19 protein-coding genes are annotated in these 14632 nt (G+C 66.4%); 13 read left to right on the top strand and 6 right to left on the bottom strand.

What is annotated here, in order from left to right; genetic code table 11:
• The 5 genes from H2040_RS13200 to H2040_RS13180 form a co-directional block, all read left to right on the top strand.
• Positions 1-802 (top strand): hypothetical protein (locus tag H2040_RS13200; protein ID WP_287157985.1); only part of this gene is annotated, 802 nt, incomplete at its 5' end.
• A gap of 5 nt (positions 803-807) precedes the next feature.
• On the top strand, positions 808-1845 hold the full coding sequence (locus H2040_RS13195) for a hypothetical protein (protein ID WP_287157984.1): 1038 nt from the start codon (positions 808-810) through the stop codon (positions 1843-1845).
• A gap of 9 nt (positions 1846-1854) precedes the next feature.
• The gene (locus H2040_RS13190) at positions 1855-2475 is read left to right on the top strand and encodes an alpha-ketoglutarate-dependent dioxygenase AlkB family protein (protein ID WP_287157983.1); all 621 of its coding nucleotides are present in this window, start codon (positions 1855-1857) and stop codon (positions 2473-2475) included.
• Positions 2476-2622: 147 nt separating this feature from the next.
• Positions 2623-2973: a YMGG-like glycine zipper-containing protein gene (locus H2040_RS13185; protein WP_022696819.1), complete on the top strand. Its 351-nt coding sequence runs from the start codon at positions 2623-2625 to the stop codon at positions 2971-2973.
• A 130-nt stretch (positions 2974-3103) separates the two neighbouring features.
• On the top strand, positions 3104-3319 hold the full coding sequence (locus H2040_RS13180) for a DUF2061 domain-containing protein (RefSeq protein WP_027068221.1): 216 nt from the start codon (positions 3104-3106) through the stop codon (positions 3317-3319).
• Here the strand turns inward: H2040_RS13180 and grpE are convergent.
• Positions 3316-3972: a nucleotide exchange factor GrpE gene (grpE, locus tag H2040_RS13175; RefSeq protein ID WP_287157982.1), complete on the bottom strand. Its 657-nt coding sequence runs from the start codon at positions 3970-3972 to the stop codon at positions 3316-3318. The genes H2040_RS13180 and grpE overlap by 4 nt on opposite strands.
• Positions 3965-5029 (bottom strand): heat-inducible transcriptional repressor HrcA, encoded by a 1065-nt coding sequence (gene hrcA / locus H2040_RS13170; protein ID WP_022696818.1) that lies wholly within the window; start codon positions 5027-5029, stop codon positions 3965-3967. The genes grpE and hrcA overlap by 8 nt, the downstream gene beginning before the upstream one ends.
• 125 nt (positions 5030-5154) lie before the next feature.
• Here hrcA and rph point away from each other — a divergent pair, with 125 nt between their 5' ends.
• The gene (gene rph, locus H2040_RS13165; RefSeq protein WP_022696817.1) at positions 5155-5868 is read left to right on the top strand and encodes a ribonuclease PH; all 714 of its coding nucleotides are present in this window, start codon (positions 5155-5157) and stop codon (positions 5866-5868) included.
• Positions 5869-5871: 3 nt separating this feature from the next.
• On the opposite strand, the gene H2040_RS13160 is transcribed toward rph, so the two are convergent.
• Both H2040_RS13160 and H2040_RS13155 read right to left on the bottom strand, forming a co-directional pair.
• Complete coding sequence (locus tag H2040_RS13160; protein ID WP_022696816.1) at positions 5872-6132, bottom strand: helix-turn-helix domain-containing protein; 261 nt, start codon at positions 6130-6132, stop codon at positions 5872-5874.
• Between the two features lie 12 nt (positions 6133-6144).
• The gene (locus H2040_RS13155) at positions 6145-6672 is read right to left on the bottom strand and encodes a DUF2975 domain-containing protein (RefSeq protein ID WP_287157981.1); all 528 of its coding nucleotides are present in this window, start codon (positions 6670-6672) and stop codon (positions 6145-6147) included.
• Between the two features lie 106 nt (positions 6673-6778).
• Here H2040_RS13155 and rdgB point away from each other — a divergent pair, with 106 nt between their 5' ends.
• From rdgB to hemW, 3 genes are read left to right on the top strand one after another with little or no spacing between them, the layout of a single operon-like run.
• A complete protein-coding gene (gene rdgB / locus H2040_RS13150) occupies positions 6779-7387 on the top strand; it encodes an RdgB/HAM1 family non-canonical purine NTP pyrophosphatase (protein WP_287157980.1) in 609 nt (202 codons plus the stop codon).
• Positions 7384-8115 (top strand): subclass B1 metallo-beta-lactamase, encoded by a 732-nt coding sequence (gene bla / locus H2040_RS13145; RefSeq protein ID WP_287157979.1) that lies wholly within the window; start codon positions 7384-7386, stop codon positions 8113-8115. Before rdgB ends, bla begins: the two co-directional genes overlap by 4 nt.
• Positions 8112-9257, top strand: a complete 1146-nt coding sequence (hemW, locus tag H2040_RS13140; protein ID WP_287157978.1) for a radical SAM family heme chaperone HemW — start codon at positions 8112-8114, stop codon at positions 9255-9257. The genes bla and hemW overlap by 4 nt, the downstream gene beginning before the upstream one ends.
• Here the strand turns inward: hemW and H2040_RS13135 are convergent.
• Positions 9254-10501, bottom strand: coding sequence for a penicillin-binding protein activator (locus H2040_RS13135; protein ID WP_287157977.1), 1248 nt, complete (start codon positions 10499-10501; stop codon positions 9254-9256). The two genes, hemW and H2040_RS13135, sit on opposite strands and share 4 nt — an antisense overlap.
• Positions 10502-10541: 40 nt before the next feature.
• Here H2040_RS13135 and rsmI point away from each other — a divergent pair, with 40 nt between their 5' ends.
• The 4 genes from rsmI to gshB are packed head-to-tail and all read left to right on the top strand — an operon-like array spanning position 10542 to position 13392.
• Positions 10542-11444 (top strand): 16S rRNA (cytidine(1402)-2'-O)-methyltransferase, encoded by a 903-nt coding sequence (gene rsmI / locus H2040_RS13130; RefSeq protein ID WP_502709341.1) that lies wholly within the window; start codon positions 10542-10544, stop codon positions 11442-11444.
• Positions 11441-11833, top strand: coding sequence for a YraN family protein (locus H2040_RS13125; RefSeq protein WP_287157975.1), 393 nt, complete (start codon positions 11441-11443; stop codon positions 11831-11833). Before rsmI ends, H2040_RS13125 begins: the two co-directional genes overlap by 4 nt.
• Before the next feature lie 26 nt (positions 11834-11859).
• The gene (locus H2040_RS13120; RefSeq protein ID WP_022696810.1) at positions 11860-12402 is read left to right on the top strand and encodes a BON domain-containing protein; all 543 of its coding nucleotides are present in this window, start codon (positions 11860-11862) and stop codon (positions 12400-12402) included.
• Positions 12403-13392, top strand: coding sequence for a glutathione synthase (gshB, locus tag H2040_RS13115; protein WP_287157974.1), 990 nt, complete (start codon positions 12403-12405; stop codon positions 13390-13392).
• Positions 13393-14067: 675 nt separating this feature from the next.
• Here gshB and soxR read toward each other — a convergent pair.
• A complete protein-coding gene (soxR, locus tag H2040_RS13110; protein WP_287157973.1) occupies positions 14068-14523 on the bottom strand; it encodes a redox-sensitive transcriptional activator SoxR in 456 nt (151 codons plus the stop codon).
• Between the last annotated feature and the right edge of the window lie 109 nt (positions 14524-14632).

Below are 14632 nucleotides of genomic sequence, written 5' to 3'. Positions count from 1 at the left end.
CATCTACGGCTTCCCCTTCTTCAACTACACGGTGCCGACGGAGAACTGGGCGGGCATGGAGTTCCGCGCCCGGTGGCTGATGGAACATTGCGATCCCGGCCTGGTGGTTCTGACGCTGGATCCGCTCACGTTCCGCGTCGAATCCTATACCGACGACTATCTGCGCCTCGACCCGCCGGAAATGACGGGCCGTAATCCGCTGCTTTACCGCCTCGATTATCTCCGCACCCCGATGAGCAGCATCCTGCGTCTCGAATCCAGCCGCGATGACCGTTTCCAGTACGACGCCGATACCGGCCACTGGAGCATTCCCGCCTCCGAACATGCGCGGGCGGCGGGGCGCGGGCTGGATGAGAAAGGGCGATGCGGCGCGCGGCGGCTGCGCGGGGACAAAGCGCCCCGCTTCCGCCCGCAGATCGAATCGATGGAGGCCATCAAGGACACCGCCCGCCAGACCGGAACCGACCTCCTCTGGGCCGTCACGCCGCTCAGCTCGACCTACCAGAACCGCTTTGACATCGAATTCTATCGCGGCTGGGCGCTGCAAATGCTGGGCGTCACGGAAGAGTTCCTGTTTCTGGCCGGCTACAATCCCTTCACCACGGACGGCACGGCCTATTGGGAGTATAGTCACTTCCGCTACACCGCCGCCGGCCCCTTCATCCGGGAAAGCTTGAAGCATCGCGATACGGCGCTGAACGGCGTCTGGACGCAGGGCGCGGCGGAGGATTTTGCCGCCGCGCTGACGGCCAATTATGCCGCGCACCGCGCCCGTTGCGCGAAAAAGACCAAAGGGAGCTGATCCCGATGAACCGGCTGCGGTTCATACTCTGCCTCCTGCTGATCCCCGCCGCGGCCGCCGCCACCGTCGCCCCGCGTTATATTGCTGATCCATACGGGGTTTTCCGCACTGTCGGCGCGCCCACCCACAAACAGGTCAATCTGCGCATCGTGAAGCAGGACCGGCTACAGGCCGGGTGCGCGGGGGCGGATTCCTTTGTCCTCGGAAACTCCCGCGCAACAGCCTACGAAACCGCCGCCCTGGAGGAGATCTATGGCGGCCGCTTCTACAGCCTGAACATTCCCGCCGACACCTGGCGCGGCATAGAGCTGCGGGCGTTATGGCTGATCGAACATTGCGGCCCGGCCCGGCTGGTCGTGTCCATGAGTCCGATGGGCTTCCGCTACGGCTTCTTTGACGAATCCTACGCCCGGATGGAGCCGGCGGCGATTTCCGGGCGGGCCGACTGGCTTGTCCGCGCCGACTTTCTCCGCGCGCCCGTGTCGGCCCTGTTCACCAACGCCGCGAGCGAAGGGCAATTCCTCTACGACCCCGAAACGGGCCACTGGCAGTATCCTGCGATCGAGGCCCGCCGCGCGGCGGGGGAGCCGTTTGCCGGCGTGGATCAGTGTGCGTTGCGCGGTGTCCGCAAATACCGGCCCAAACGTTACGCCGGCCAGAAACGCGCCATCGCCCGCATCCGCGACGCGGCTAGCGCCGCCGGCGTGGACGCGGTTTTCGTGGTGGAGCCGCTCAGCGCCACGATCCTCACCCGCATGGATGTTGAAACCTATACTGGCTGGCTGGCGGACGTCGCGCCGGCCGCCCCGGAACTGGTCTTTCTTGGCGGGTTTCACGATTTCACGCTGGACGGGCTGAATTACTGGGACCAGACCCATTTCCGGCCCGGCCCCACCACGGCGCTCCTGCATCAGGCGCTGCAAAATCGCGACGGCCCCATGGTCGGCGTCTGGTCGCGTCCCCATTATGACCGTCTGACCGGCATCGTGGCGGCCAATTACGCCGGCCACGCCTATCTCTGCGACGGAAAAAGCGGCGGCTGAGCGGATATCATGACTCTGGATGGCGGCGACGGCTTCAAATATCTGCCCGGCCATTTCGACCGCGCGGCGCAGGAAAGCCTTGTCGAAACGGTCCGCGCCGGGGTCGAGGCCGCGCCGCTTTACCGCCCCTCAATGCCGCGCACGGGGCAGAAGCTCTCCGTCCGCATGACCAATTTCGGTCCGCTGGGCTGGGTCACAGACCAGAAGGACGGCTATCGCTATGAACCCGCCCACCCGGTTACCGGCGGCCCCTGGCCCGCCATGCCCGCCGTCATGCTGGACCTGTGGCGGACGGTCACCGACTATCCGGCGCCGCCGGAAGCCTGTCTGGTGAATTTCTATGATCCGGACGCCCGGATGGGTCTGCACATCGACTGGGACGAGGAAGCGGCCAACGCCCCGGTCGTCTCGGTCAGCCTCGGCGATGACGCCCTGTTCCGTCTGGGCGGGCCGCAGCGCAAGGGCAAGACGCGTTCGCTGCGTCTGAAATCGGGCGACGTCGTCGTTCTGGGCGGCGCATCGCGGCGTTTCTATCATGGCGTGGACCGCATCTATCCGGGCACCAGCGCGCTATTGCCCCGGGGCGGCCGCATCAATCTCACGCTCCGCCGGGTGACGCTTCCGGACTGAACGGAAGCTGCGCCGGCGCTTCAGCCTGAGTTCATGCCCGGCGTGACAGGGTTGCAACGTATCCGGCGGACCGGCGCCTGTGCGGGAACCGGCTTATCTCCCGCGCGTTTGCCCCCGTCACGAGCGTTGATGAAAGGAATAAACGTCATGTACGCCAAGATTTCACTCCTTGCCGCCGCGGGTCTTCTTGCTGCGGCATGCACGAGCACCGGCAATGTTGAACGCAACGCCATCGGCGGCGCGGCCCTTGGCGGCATCGCCGGCGCGGCCATCGGCAACAATGTCGGCGACGGCGACGCCCAGCGCGGCGCGGCGATCGGCGCGGCGGTTGGCGGCGCGGCCGGCGCCTATAAAGGCTATCGCGAAGACCAGCGCGTCCAGGGCCGTCAGGGCCCCAATGGCGGCGACCTCTATTATGATGAGCGCGCCCGCCGCTATTTCTATGTCGATCGCGACGGCTGCACCTATTGGCAGAACGGCCAGTATCGCGGCTGCTAGTCGAAGCGCTCGCACACACACATGAAAACGCGCGGCTCTTGCGGGCCGCGCGTTTTTCTTATGGGCGGAATAGAAATTTCCGATGCCGCAAAGACTTGCGAACGGCTAGTTGAGAATTATTCTCAACTTCATGTTCAGGTTCGATGCAGCCCTTCTCAAGACCGGCACCTATGCGCTGATGCATCTCGTCGTTGCGGTGGCCGTGGCGTTTGCGCTGACGCGCAATCTGCACGCCGCCCTCGCCATCGGTTTGCTGGAGCCTTTCGTCCAGACCATCGCCTATACGGTGCATGAGCGGGCGTGGCGCCGCCGGGCGGCCCGCGCCGGGGCGCGGGTATCCGCCTAGACCTTGAAGTCCGTGGTTCCGCCGGTGCTTTCGCCGCCGGGCGCGGTCTGGCCGCTGCCCTGTCCGCCGCCCTGCGGCCCGGTGGACACCGCCACCATCGCCGCGCGCAGCGGGCGCTCGCCCAGCACATAACCCACCTGCATCACCTCCGCGACGCGGCCCGAGGGAACATCGGACGGCATCTGCGTCACCGCCTGATGGCGGTTCGGATCAAAGGCTTCGCCCTTCGGATTTTCCTGTTCGACTCCATGACGCTCGAAAGCGCGCATCAGTTCGCGCTGCGTCATCTCCACGCCGGACAGCAGGTTTTTCGCCAGCTCGGACCGCCCTTCGTCGGACCCTTCCGGCACGCTTTCCAGCGCCCGCGTCAGATTGTCGGCGACCGAGATCAGGTCCGTGGCGAACCGTTCGATGGCGTAGGTGCGCGCCGCCTGCACATCGCGTTCGGCGCGCTTGCGCGTGTTTTCCAGCTCCGCCAGCGCCCGCAGCGCGCGGTCGCGCAAATCCTCGTTCTCCGCCTGCAGCTTGGCCAGCGGGTCATTGGAAGCGTCCAGATCGCCCCCGGCGCTCGCCGCCGCTTCCGCGGCCTCTTCCATCGCTTCGATGTCTTCCGGCGCCGGGCCGGCTTCGTCTTCGCGGTTTTCGTCACTCATTATCCAGCATCCGTCCTACAAGGCGCGCGGTGTAATCGATCATCGGGATCACGCGCGCATAATTCAGGCGCGTGGGACCGACAACCCCCAGCGCGCCGACAACTTTTCTCTCCCGGTTCATATAGGGAGCCACGACCAGGCTCGAACCCGAAAGACTGAATAAGGGATTTTCCGCGCCGATAAAGATGCGCACGCCTTCCGCCTCGCGCGTCTGGTCCAGCAGGGAGATCAGCTCCTCTTTCCGCTCCAGATCGTCAAACAACAGGCGGATCCGCTCCAGATCCTCCGCCGCGCCGAATTCTTCCAGCAGGCGCGACCGGCCCCGCACGATCAGCATGCGCTTGGCCTCGCCCCCGCTCCATTCCGCCAGTCCGGTGGAGACCAGCCGCTCCGCCGCCTCGTCCAGCGCCGCCTGACCGGCGGACAGCTCCTCGCGGATATCCGCCTGCGCCTGCGCCAGCGTGCGTCCCTTCAGCCGCGCGGACAGGTAGTTTCCGGCCTCGACCAGCGCCGACGGCGTCAGGCCCTCGGGCGTGGCCATGATGCGGTTTTCGACATTGCCGTCCTCGAACACCAGCACCGTCATGGTCTGGCCGTTCCCCAGGCTGACGAACTCCACGTGTTTCAGGCCCGCATCGCGCGCCGGCGTGGTGACCAGCCCGGCCCCGCCGGCCAGCCCGGAAACCATCTCGCCCACCGATTCCAGCACCTGGTCCATGGACTGGCCCGCGCCCTTGATGCGCACATCGATCTGGCTCCGCTCGTCCTCGGTCAGGTCGCCGATCTGCAAGAGGCCGTCGACGAACATGCGCAGCCCGGCATGGGTGGGCAGGCGTCCGGCGCTGGCGTGCGGCGCGGTCAGCAGCCCCATCTGCGCCAGGTCCGACATGGTGTTGCGGATGGAGGCGGGCGATAGGCCGATGCTCTGGATGCGCGAAATCGTCCGCGACCCCACCGGCTCGCCGGTCGAGAGATAGGATTCCACGACCTCCCGGAAGATGGTGCGCGCGCGGCTGTCCAGCTCAACGGCGCCGCTCTCTGGTTTCTTCTCATCCATTTCAACACCATAGCTAGGCGAGGCGGGCCGCCTCCGCAATCGGCTCTTGGGCTGGAAGCCGCCCCGCGCTACAGCTTCGCGCAACCTGCCGCCTCAACCCCCCCCGACTAAGGACAAGAGCCGATATGAGACCTCACGACCGTGCGCGCGACGCCCTCCGAGATGTGACGCTGGAGCCCGGCGCGGCGATCTATGCGGAAGGCTCCTGCCTTGCCCGGTTCGGCGGCACGCATGTGCTGTGCGCGGCCAGCGTGGAAAATTCGGTTCCGCCCTGGATGCGCGGCTCGGGCCGCGGCTGGGTGACGGCGGAATACGGCATGCTGCCCCGCGCCACCCATACGCGCGGCCAGCGCGAAGCGGCGCGCGGGAAACAGTCCGGCCGCACGCAGGAAATCCAGCGCCTGATTGGCCGCTCCTTACGCGCCTGTGTCGACCTGCAGGCGCTGGGCGAACGCCAGGTCATTCTCGATTGTGATGTCATTCAGGCCGATGGCGGCACCCGCACCGCGGCCATCACCGGCGCCTGGGTCGCTCTGAAACGCGCCTGTAATTTCCTGATAGAGGAAGGCGTGATGAAGACCGACCCGGTGTTCGATCAGGTGGCGGCCATTTCCTGCGGCGTGGTTGACGACCAGACGCGCCTCGATCTGGAATATGAAGAAGACAGCCGCGCCCAGGCCGACGGCAATTTCGTGCTCTCGGCCTCCGGCGGCATCATCGAGGCGCAGGTCACCGCCGAGGACCGCGCCATCAGCGATGAGGATTTTCAGGAATTGATGCGTCTGGCCAAAACCGGCTGCACGGATCTGTTCGCGTTGCAGAAAGCGGCGCTGGGCTAGGGCCTACTCCGCGGCGTTCTCTGACGCCTTTGCGTCGTTCGCCGCTGTCCCGTCTTCTTCGTCATCGACAAATTGCAGGATGTCGCCGGGCTGGCACTCCAGCTCGCGGCACAGCGCCTCCAGCGTCGTGAAGCGCACGGCTTTGGCCTTGCCGGTTTTCAGAATCGACAGATTGGCCAGCGTCACCCCGACACGGTCGCACAGCTCGGTCAGCGACATACGCCGCTCCAGAAGCACTCGGTCCAGGGTCACTTGAATCGCCATTGCCGTCCTTATCTAGATGGTCAGCTTCTGTTCGTCACGCATGCGCGCGCCCTCGCGGAACACCTCCGCCATAACCATCAGCGTCAACACGGAGAACCAGACGGAGAGGGAAATATCCACGTTCAGATATTCCGCCGGCGTGGAATCCTCCGGCAGGAAATACATCAGCGCCGCCGCGGTTCCGCCCAGCAGGTAGCGCGACAGCTCCCAGACCGCCAGCGCGATCCAGACCACGCGCAGATGAACCGCGTTCTGTTCGACAAACGGGTCGCCCTGGGACAGCGTCGCGAAGATCTTCCGCAGCCGCCCGACAATGATCAGCGCCGCGCCCACCGTGATGAACATGATGGCGTTGGCCAGCACGGCCAGCGCGGGCGACAACTGCTCGACCTCAAGCCCCAGATCGAATCCGAACGACACCAGCAACAGCGCCAGTCCCGCCACGCCGGCGAAGAAAAGCGCGATCCACAGGAAGATACTGAAGATTCTCAGCGCCACGCGCAGTATGGATGCGATAGAGCGGTGTCCGAGCGCTTTCATCTCTCTCCCTTGGCGAACCGGTTTCGTCAAGACTTGTTGTTATTCGATAAACACGTATCGACTTTCGATGAAATCCGCAAGAGCACAATCGCATCAAGGCATTACAATGTTTTCATTCACGAAGATCGTCGTCGCCAGCCACAATGAGGGAAAGGTGCGCGAAATCCGCGATCTCCTTGTTCCGCTGGGCATAGAGACCGTCTCGGCCGGGGAGCTGGGTCTGGACGATCCGGAAGAAACCGAACCGACGTTCGAAGGCAACGCCGCGCTAAAGGCCCGCGCCGCGGCGGAGGCGTCCAGCCTCCCCGCCCTGTCGGATGATTCCGGTCTCGCCGTCGCTGCGCTGGACGGCGCGCCCGGCATCTATTCGGCGCGCTGGGCGGGGGAGCCGCGCGATTTCGGCAGGGCGATGGAGAAGGTCTGGACCGCGATGTCGGAGGCGGAAAGCGATGACCGCGCCGCGAAATTCGTCTGCGTTCTGGCGCTGGCCGAGCCGGGCGGCGTCCATACCTGGCGCGGAGAGGTGGAGGGCGAAATCGTCTGGCCGCCGCGCGGCGGCAAGGGCTTCGGCTATGACCCGATTTTCCAGCCCCCTGGCCGCAAAGAGACCTTCGCCGAGATCGAACCGCAGGAAAAACACGCCATGAGCCACCGCGCCCGCGCCTTTGACAAATTTCTCGCCGCGCTGAAATCCGGCGCGGAGCCGCGCGCATGATCGCCGCCCTCTTTGGCCTGTTCGCCTTCGCCGCCGCCCAGTCCGCCGATCTTCCCGTAGAGCAGGAACTGGACGTGCGCGAGCTGGACGCCGGGGTGTGGATGCACACCTCCTATCGCGACCTGCCCGAATATGGCCGCGTCGGCTCCAACGGCCTGATCGTGGAGCGCGCGGATTCCGTGGTTCTCATCGACACCGCCTGGGGCGAGCCGGCCACCGAAAAGTTGATGGACTGGGTGGCGCGCGAGATCGGCAAGCCCGTGAAGCTGGTCGTCATCACCCATTCGCACGAGGACCGCACGGCCGGACTCCCCGTCACCAAGGCCGCCGGCGCGGCCAGCATTGGTCTCAACAAGACCGCGCAGATCATGATGTCGGAGGGCCGCGGCGGTCTGGACATCGGCGCGGTCGGCAAGAGCTTCGGCATTGATGAGGGCTATGACGGGATGGAGGTCTTCTATCCCGGCCACGGTCACGCGGAGGATAATATCGTCGTCTATGTCCATCGCGCGAACCTGTTGTTCGGCGGCTGCCTGATCCGCGCGGCGGACGCCACGTCCATGGGCAACACCGCCGACGGCAATCTCGAAACCTGGGCCGAGGCCGCCGAAGCTCCGGCAGAGCGCTTCCCGGGGATAGAGGTGATCGTCCCCGGCCACGGCCAACCCGGCGGTCCCGAACTGATGGCGCATACCGCGGAGCTGGCGCGCGCCGCGCTGGATCAGTGACCCGGCCCGCCCTCGGTCTCTATGCGCACTGGCCCTGGTGCGCCCGCATATGCCCCTATTGCGATTTCAACGTCTATCGCGCCAGGGGCGCGGATACGGACGCCATGACCGCCGCCCTGACCGGCCATGTCGGCCTGTGGGCGGAGCATATGGAGCCCCGTCCGCTGGCCAGCCTGCATTTCGGCGGCGGCACTCCTTCGCTGGCCCCGCCTGCGACCATCGCGGCGGTGATCAAGGCCGCCGATGCGCGGTTCGGCTTTGCGCCGGACGCCGAAATCGGCCTTGAAGCCAATCCCGAAGACGCTGACCCGGAACGCTGGCGCGCCTTCCGCGATGCCGGGGTGGAGCGCGTCTCGCTCGGCGTGCAGGCCCTGGACGATGACGCCCTGAAATCTTTGGGGCGCATGCACAGCGCCGATCAGGCGCGGCGCGCCATCGCGCTGGCGCTGGAGATTTTTCCGCGCGTCTCTATCGACCTGATCTATGCCCGCCCGGACCAGACCGCCGAAGCGTGGGAGGCGGAGCTGGAGGAAGCGCTCGGCTTCGGCCTGAAGCATCTCTCCGCCTATCAGCTGACCATTGAACCCGGCACCGCCTTCGAAAAACGCGCCGCGCGCGGTCAACTGGATACGCCTGAAGAAGACAGCGCCGCGCAATTTTATGAGATCACGCAGGAGATTTGCGCCGCGCGCGGCCTGCCCGCCTATGAGGTTTCGAACCACGCCAGCGGCCCGGCGCATCAGAGCCGCCATAACCGCCTCTACTGGACCTCGCAGGACTGGATCGCCATTGGCCCCGGCGGCCATGGCCGCCTCTGGGCGGACGGTGACGCGCGCCGCGGTTTCGCGCTGGCCCGCCGTCCGGACGCCTATCAGGCGGCGGTGTCGGCGGGCGAACTCTGGGAAGAGGACGAAACCCTCTCTCCGCTGGATGCGGCGCGCGAGATGATCCTGATGGGTCTGCGCATCACCGACGGTCTGGACCGCGCGTGCCTGCGCGCCGCCACCGGCCAGGATGTCGATGCGGACGCCCTTGCGCGCCTGACCGGTCAGGGCCTCGTGGCGGGCGATGAAACCCGCATCAAGGCCACGCGAAAGGGCCGTCCCGTGCTGGACTATGTCGCCGGGGCGCTCTGCCCTTAGGATTCCGGCGGGAAGCGCGTCGGAGCCGGCTGAACCTGCTGGAACCCGCCGGCCGTCAGCTCATAGATGGCCAGCGCCCGCTCGGCGATATTCTCCTGATCGAAACGGAACAGACCGCCCGCGCCCAGAAAGCCTTGCGGATTGGCCAGTTTCAGCTCCGCCTGACGCCCGCGCGCCCCGGCCAGGTGATCGGCGATCGCCACCGCGTCATAGGCCAGGCTCGCCAGCCGCGACGGGCCGGATCCATAAGCGGCGCGATAGGCGTTTTCGAACCGCGTCTGCGCGTTCTCGTCCGGTCCGGCGATCAGCGCCCCGCGCAGCGAGGCCACGCCCCGCAGCGTAATTTGAGACCGCCACAGCGCGGAGCCCATCAGCAGCGTGTCCCGCCCCTCGAAATTATGGATCGACAGGATCGGCGCCAGCTCGACCAGCGAATCCCCGGTCTCGGTCAGGAACAGCGCCCCGAAACTCCCCCGGCTCTGGTCCAGCCGCGTGATGGCGGCGGTGGAGGCGTCGGCGTTGAACAGCGGATAGATCTCGCTGGTCGCAAAGCTCAAGCCCCCCGGCATCGCGCCGTTCTCGCGCAGGCGCTGGTCGAAGCGCCGCGTATATTCATTGGTCGGCCCCAGCAGCGCCGCCGCGCCGGCGCCCTGGCTGGCCGCGTAACGGCTCAGCGCCTCCACCTCTTCCTCCGGCGGGTAGGACAGCAGATACGCCCCTTCGCCCGCCACCATGCGGTCGGTGGAAAAGGCGATCACCGGCACGCCCTGCGCCCAGGCCACATCCGCCGCGGCGGTCACGGATTCGGCGAATAGCGGCCCCAGGATCACGTCCGCGCCCTCGCGCAGCGCCGATTGCGCCGCCGCGCGGGCGCCCGCCGCGCGGCCGCCCGTGTCTTTTGGAATGATCAGCAGCGAATCGCCGCCCCGTTCGAACAGCGCCAGCTGCGCGGCGTCCAGCATGGAGGCCGCCTCGTTCCGCGCCGCCTCGTTGCTGGCCGAAAACGGCAGCAGCAGCGCCGCGCGGATGACCGTGCGGTCTTCCATGTGCGGCGGCTTGATATAGCTGTCCGGCTCTTCGGCGTCGCGCGGGTCCGGCTCGTCCGGTTCTTCCAGAACGATATCGGGTTCTTCCTGCGCCGGGGGCGGGGGCGGCGGAGTCACCACCGGGTCGGGCCGCGGCGGGGCGCTGCCGCACCCGGCCAGCGTCAGTCCGGCCACAACGGCCATGGAAAGCGCCAGCATCTTCCAAAACGCTTCCAATGATGAAACCTTAAGTCCTGACATGAGGTCCGATATCCCTGATCCGCGGCGGCAAGACGCCATAAGCTGGCCGAAGCCCGACCCATCCTTGGCGCCGGGACTTTATATCGTCTCCACGCCGATCGGAAACCTCCGCGATATCACCTTTCGCGCATTGGATGTTCTGGCCGGCGCCGACCTGATCCTGGCCGAGGACACCCGCATCACCCGCCGCCTGCTGGAAACCTATGGCGTGACCACGACCATGCGGGCCTATCACGACCATAATGCGGCGGAGATTCGTCCCGAAATCATCGCGCAACTGGAAGGCGGCGCGCGCATCGCGCAGGTCTCCGACGCCGGCACGCCGCTGGTCTCCGACCCCGGCTTCAAGCTGGCGCGCGACGCCATAGACGCCGGAATCGGCGTCATCCCGATCCCCGGCGCATCCGCCGCGCTGGCAGGCCTCGCCGCCGCGGGCCTGCCAACCGACGCTTTTCTTTTCGCCGGGTTCGCCCCGCCCAAATCCGGCAAGCGCGCGGCGTTTTTTGAGACCTTCGTCCGCGTCCCGGCGACGCTCATCTTCTATGAATCCGGCCCGCGTCTGGCCGACAGCCTCGCCGCCATGGCCGATGTTTTCGGCCCGCGCCCGGCGGCCGTCGCCCGCGAACTGACCAAGCGGTTCGAGGAAACCGTGCGCGGCGACCTGCCGGACCTCGCCGCCCGCTACGCCGAATCCGGCGCGCCCAAGGGGGAAATCGTCGTGCTGGTCGGCCCGCCTTCGGAGGCCGAGGCCGAATGGGACGACGCCCGCATCGACACCGCCCTGAAAGAGGCGATGGAGGCCGACTCGGTGAAGGACGCCGCCGCCGTCGTCGCGAAAGCCAGCGGCCTGCCCCGGCGCGACCTCTACCAGCGCGCGCTTGCCCTCAAGAGCCGCGCGTGAGCGGCGCCGCCGCGCGCCGCCGCGCCGAACGCCGCGGCGCCTGGGGCGAAATCGCCGCCGCCGCCCTGCTGATGCTCAAAGGCTATCAGATCGTCGCCCGCCGCCGCCGAACCGGTTTCGGCGAGATCGACCTGATCGCCCGGCGCGGCGGGGTTCTGGCCTTTGTCGAGGTGAAAACCCTGGCCAGCGCCGCGGCCCGCGCCGACCCCGTGCGTCCGCGCCAGATGGCGCGCACCGCCCGCGCCGCCAGCGTTTTTCGCGGCCAGCGCCCTGATCTGGCCCGATTGGATATGCGATATGACTGGGTGATTGTGGCGCCGTGGCGCTGGCCGGCGCATCATGCTGATGCGTGGCGGCCTGATTCGCCCGACCTGGCGCATCTGAACTGAACCATTCTGGAAGGGGAGGCCCGCCCATGCTTCGCTTGATACTTCCGCTCGCCGCGCTGGCGCTTGCCGGCTGCACCTCCACGGTCGGCCTGTTCACGGCCGAGCGCACCGGCAACCAGACCCTGCAGGACGTCAACGCCACCATGGCGATCAAGACGCGGATGAGCCGCACCGAGGACTTCTATCTGAAAGACGTCGATGTGGAGATTACGGAGGGCGTCGCCCTTCTCACCGGGGAGGTGCCGCGCCCCGAAGACAAGATCGAGGCGGAGCGCATCGCCTGGACCTCCGATTATGTCGATCAGGTGGGGAACGAGATCCATGTCGGCGCCCGCGACACCTTCAAGGCCAGCGCCCGGGACGAATTCATCACCGATCAGGTGCGCGCCCGGCTGCTGGCCGACTCTGGCGTTCGCAGCGTGAACTACAATGTAGAGACCCATCAGGGCGTGGTTTATCTGCTCGGCGTGGCGCGCAGCCAGGTCGAGCTGGACCGCGCCTCCCAGATCGCGAGCCTGGTGCCCGATGTGGAAAGGGTCGTGACCTATGTCCGGATCGAGGGCCAGTAGATGAGCTTGCGCGTCGCCGTCCAGATGGACCCGCTCGAGTCGGTCGATATAGAGGCCGACACGACCTTCGCCCTGATGATGGAGGCGCAGGAGCGCGGCCACCAGCTCTTCGTCTACGGCCCGGAGGCCCTGACCTGGGGCGCGGGCGAAATCCGCGCCCGGGCCCGCCCCGTCGAGGTGAAGCGCGAAAAAGGCAATCACGCCGCCTTCGGCGCGGACACAACGCTGGATCTGCGGGAGGACGCGGATATCGTCCTGATGCGGCAGGACCCGCCCTTCGACATGTCCTACATCACCGCGGCGCACATTCTGGAAATGCTGCACCCGGACACCTTCGTGGTGAACGATCCGTTCTGGGTCCGCTCTTCGCCGGAAAAGATCCTGCCGCTGGATTATCCGGACCTTATGCCGGAAACCCTGATCAGCCGCGATGTCCGCGAAATCCGCCAGTTCCGCGACCGTCTCGGCGACATCATCGTCAAGCCGCTCTACGGCAATGGCGGCGCCGGCGTCTTCGCGCTGAAACAGGGCGATTCCAATCTCTCCTCCCTTTTGGAAATGTTTTTCCAGATCAGCCGCGAACCGGTCATCGCCCAGGCCTTCCTCCCGGATGTCTCGAAGGGCGACAAGCGCGTCATCATCATCGACGGCGAACCGATCGGCGCCATCAACCGCGTCCCGCAAAAGGGCGAGGCCCGCTCCAACATGCATGTCGGCGGCAAGGCCGAACCGGATGAACTGGACGCAGAGGACCGCCACATCTGCGCGGCCATCGGCCCGATGCTGAAAAAACGCGGCTTCATCCTGGTCGGCATCGACGTCATCGGCGGCAAGATGACCGAAATCAACGTCACCTCCCCCACCGGCATCCAGGAACTCAAACGCTTCTCCGGCATCGACACCGCCGTCGCCTTCTGGGACGCCGTCGAACGCCGCATCGCCATGAAAGACTGGCCGCTCAGGCCCGATACTGAAGCGACGCCGCGTTAGAATAAGGAAATAGCGCCGGGTTTCCGGAGGAAATTCGCGCCTTCTCGACCCCGCCTTAGAGACGCCCTTCCGGGCTCCTCAGGCTAAGGGATGGGTGTGAGATTCTTGTTTCCCTTGCCCATTCCATCACCCTCCCCCTGAGGAGCCGCGCTGAAGGCGCGGCGTCTCGAAGGGCCGGGAAAGCAGGGACAAAAACAGAAATATCAGACCGGCCTTCAACCTGCCCCATACTCCCTCCTGTTCGCTGCCGCGAGGGACCATGAGCTCGGGTCGCATGGGGCGGGGAACGGCGCCGGAGGTGTCGCGGGAGGAGACCTTGCCCGATGACCGCTCCGGCCTGTCGGAAGGGACTGCGAAGGAAAAACGGTCGCAAGGCCAACTTCAGGCAGGTTCAAACGTCAGCGGCGCGCAGCTTCGGTTCGCAAAGCACTCAATAAGTACATACGGCCAGCGTCCGAAACGCGCGCCGCTTCCCTCACTTGCTCATGCCTCCGAGGTCACAGGACCTGCGGAGCTTTCGGCGCATCCTCCCCCCAGAGTCCCTGGAATTGGCGCAGCCAATATCCGGGGTCCAGAGATGGCGGGACCGCCGCAAACTGGATCCCGGACATCCGCTGACGCGGATTCCGGGAGCAAAAAAGAGGAGGAAGCACCCAAAGTGTTGGCGCCGCCGCCTCACTCCAGCAGGCGCGGTCCCGGGCCGTCTTCGGACAGCACGTCGCCGGGGTTGCGCAAGGGGCAGGCCTTGATGGACAGGCAGCCGCAGCCGATGCAGCCGTCCAGATTGTCGCGCAGCCGGGTCAGCGCCGCGATCCGCGCGTCCAGGCTCGCCCGCCAGGCTTTCGACATGCGGGCCCAGTCCGCGGCGTCCGGCGTGCGGCCGGCGGGCAGGGCGTCCAGCGCCTCGCGGATCTCGGCCAGCGAAACGCCCAGACGCTGCGCCGTCTTCACCACCGCCACGCGCCGCAGCGCCTCGCGCGGATAGCGCCGCTGATTGCCTTCGGTGCGCCAGCTCGCCAGCAATCCTTCCCGCTCATAAAAGTGCAGGGTGGAGACCGGGACCCCGCTGCGCCGCGCCAGTTCGCCGACGCTCAAGGGGATGTGGCGCTGCCCGGGTTTTATCTTCGCCATGGCTATTGACCTCAACTTTACTTGAGGTTCTATGCCTTCACGCTCCAACAGGGACAACACCGGAGCGCATGCCGCCATGTCAGTGAATTTCAGGGCCGAAGCGGGCCTT

Origin of the sequence: Euryhalocaulis sp. (assembly GCF_013911995.1) — a bacterium.
Taxonomy (GTDB): Bacteria; Pseudomonadota; Alphaproteobacteria; order Caulobacterales; family Maricaulaceae; genus Euryhalocaulis; species Euryhalocaulis caribicus.
The sequence above is the reverse complement of the archived record's forward strand: the minus strand, read 5'-3'. Positions and strand labels throughout refer to the sequence as shown.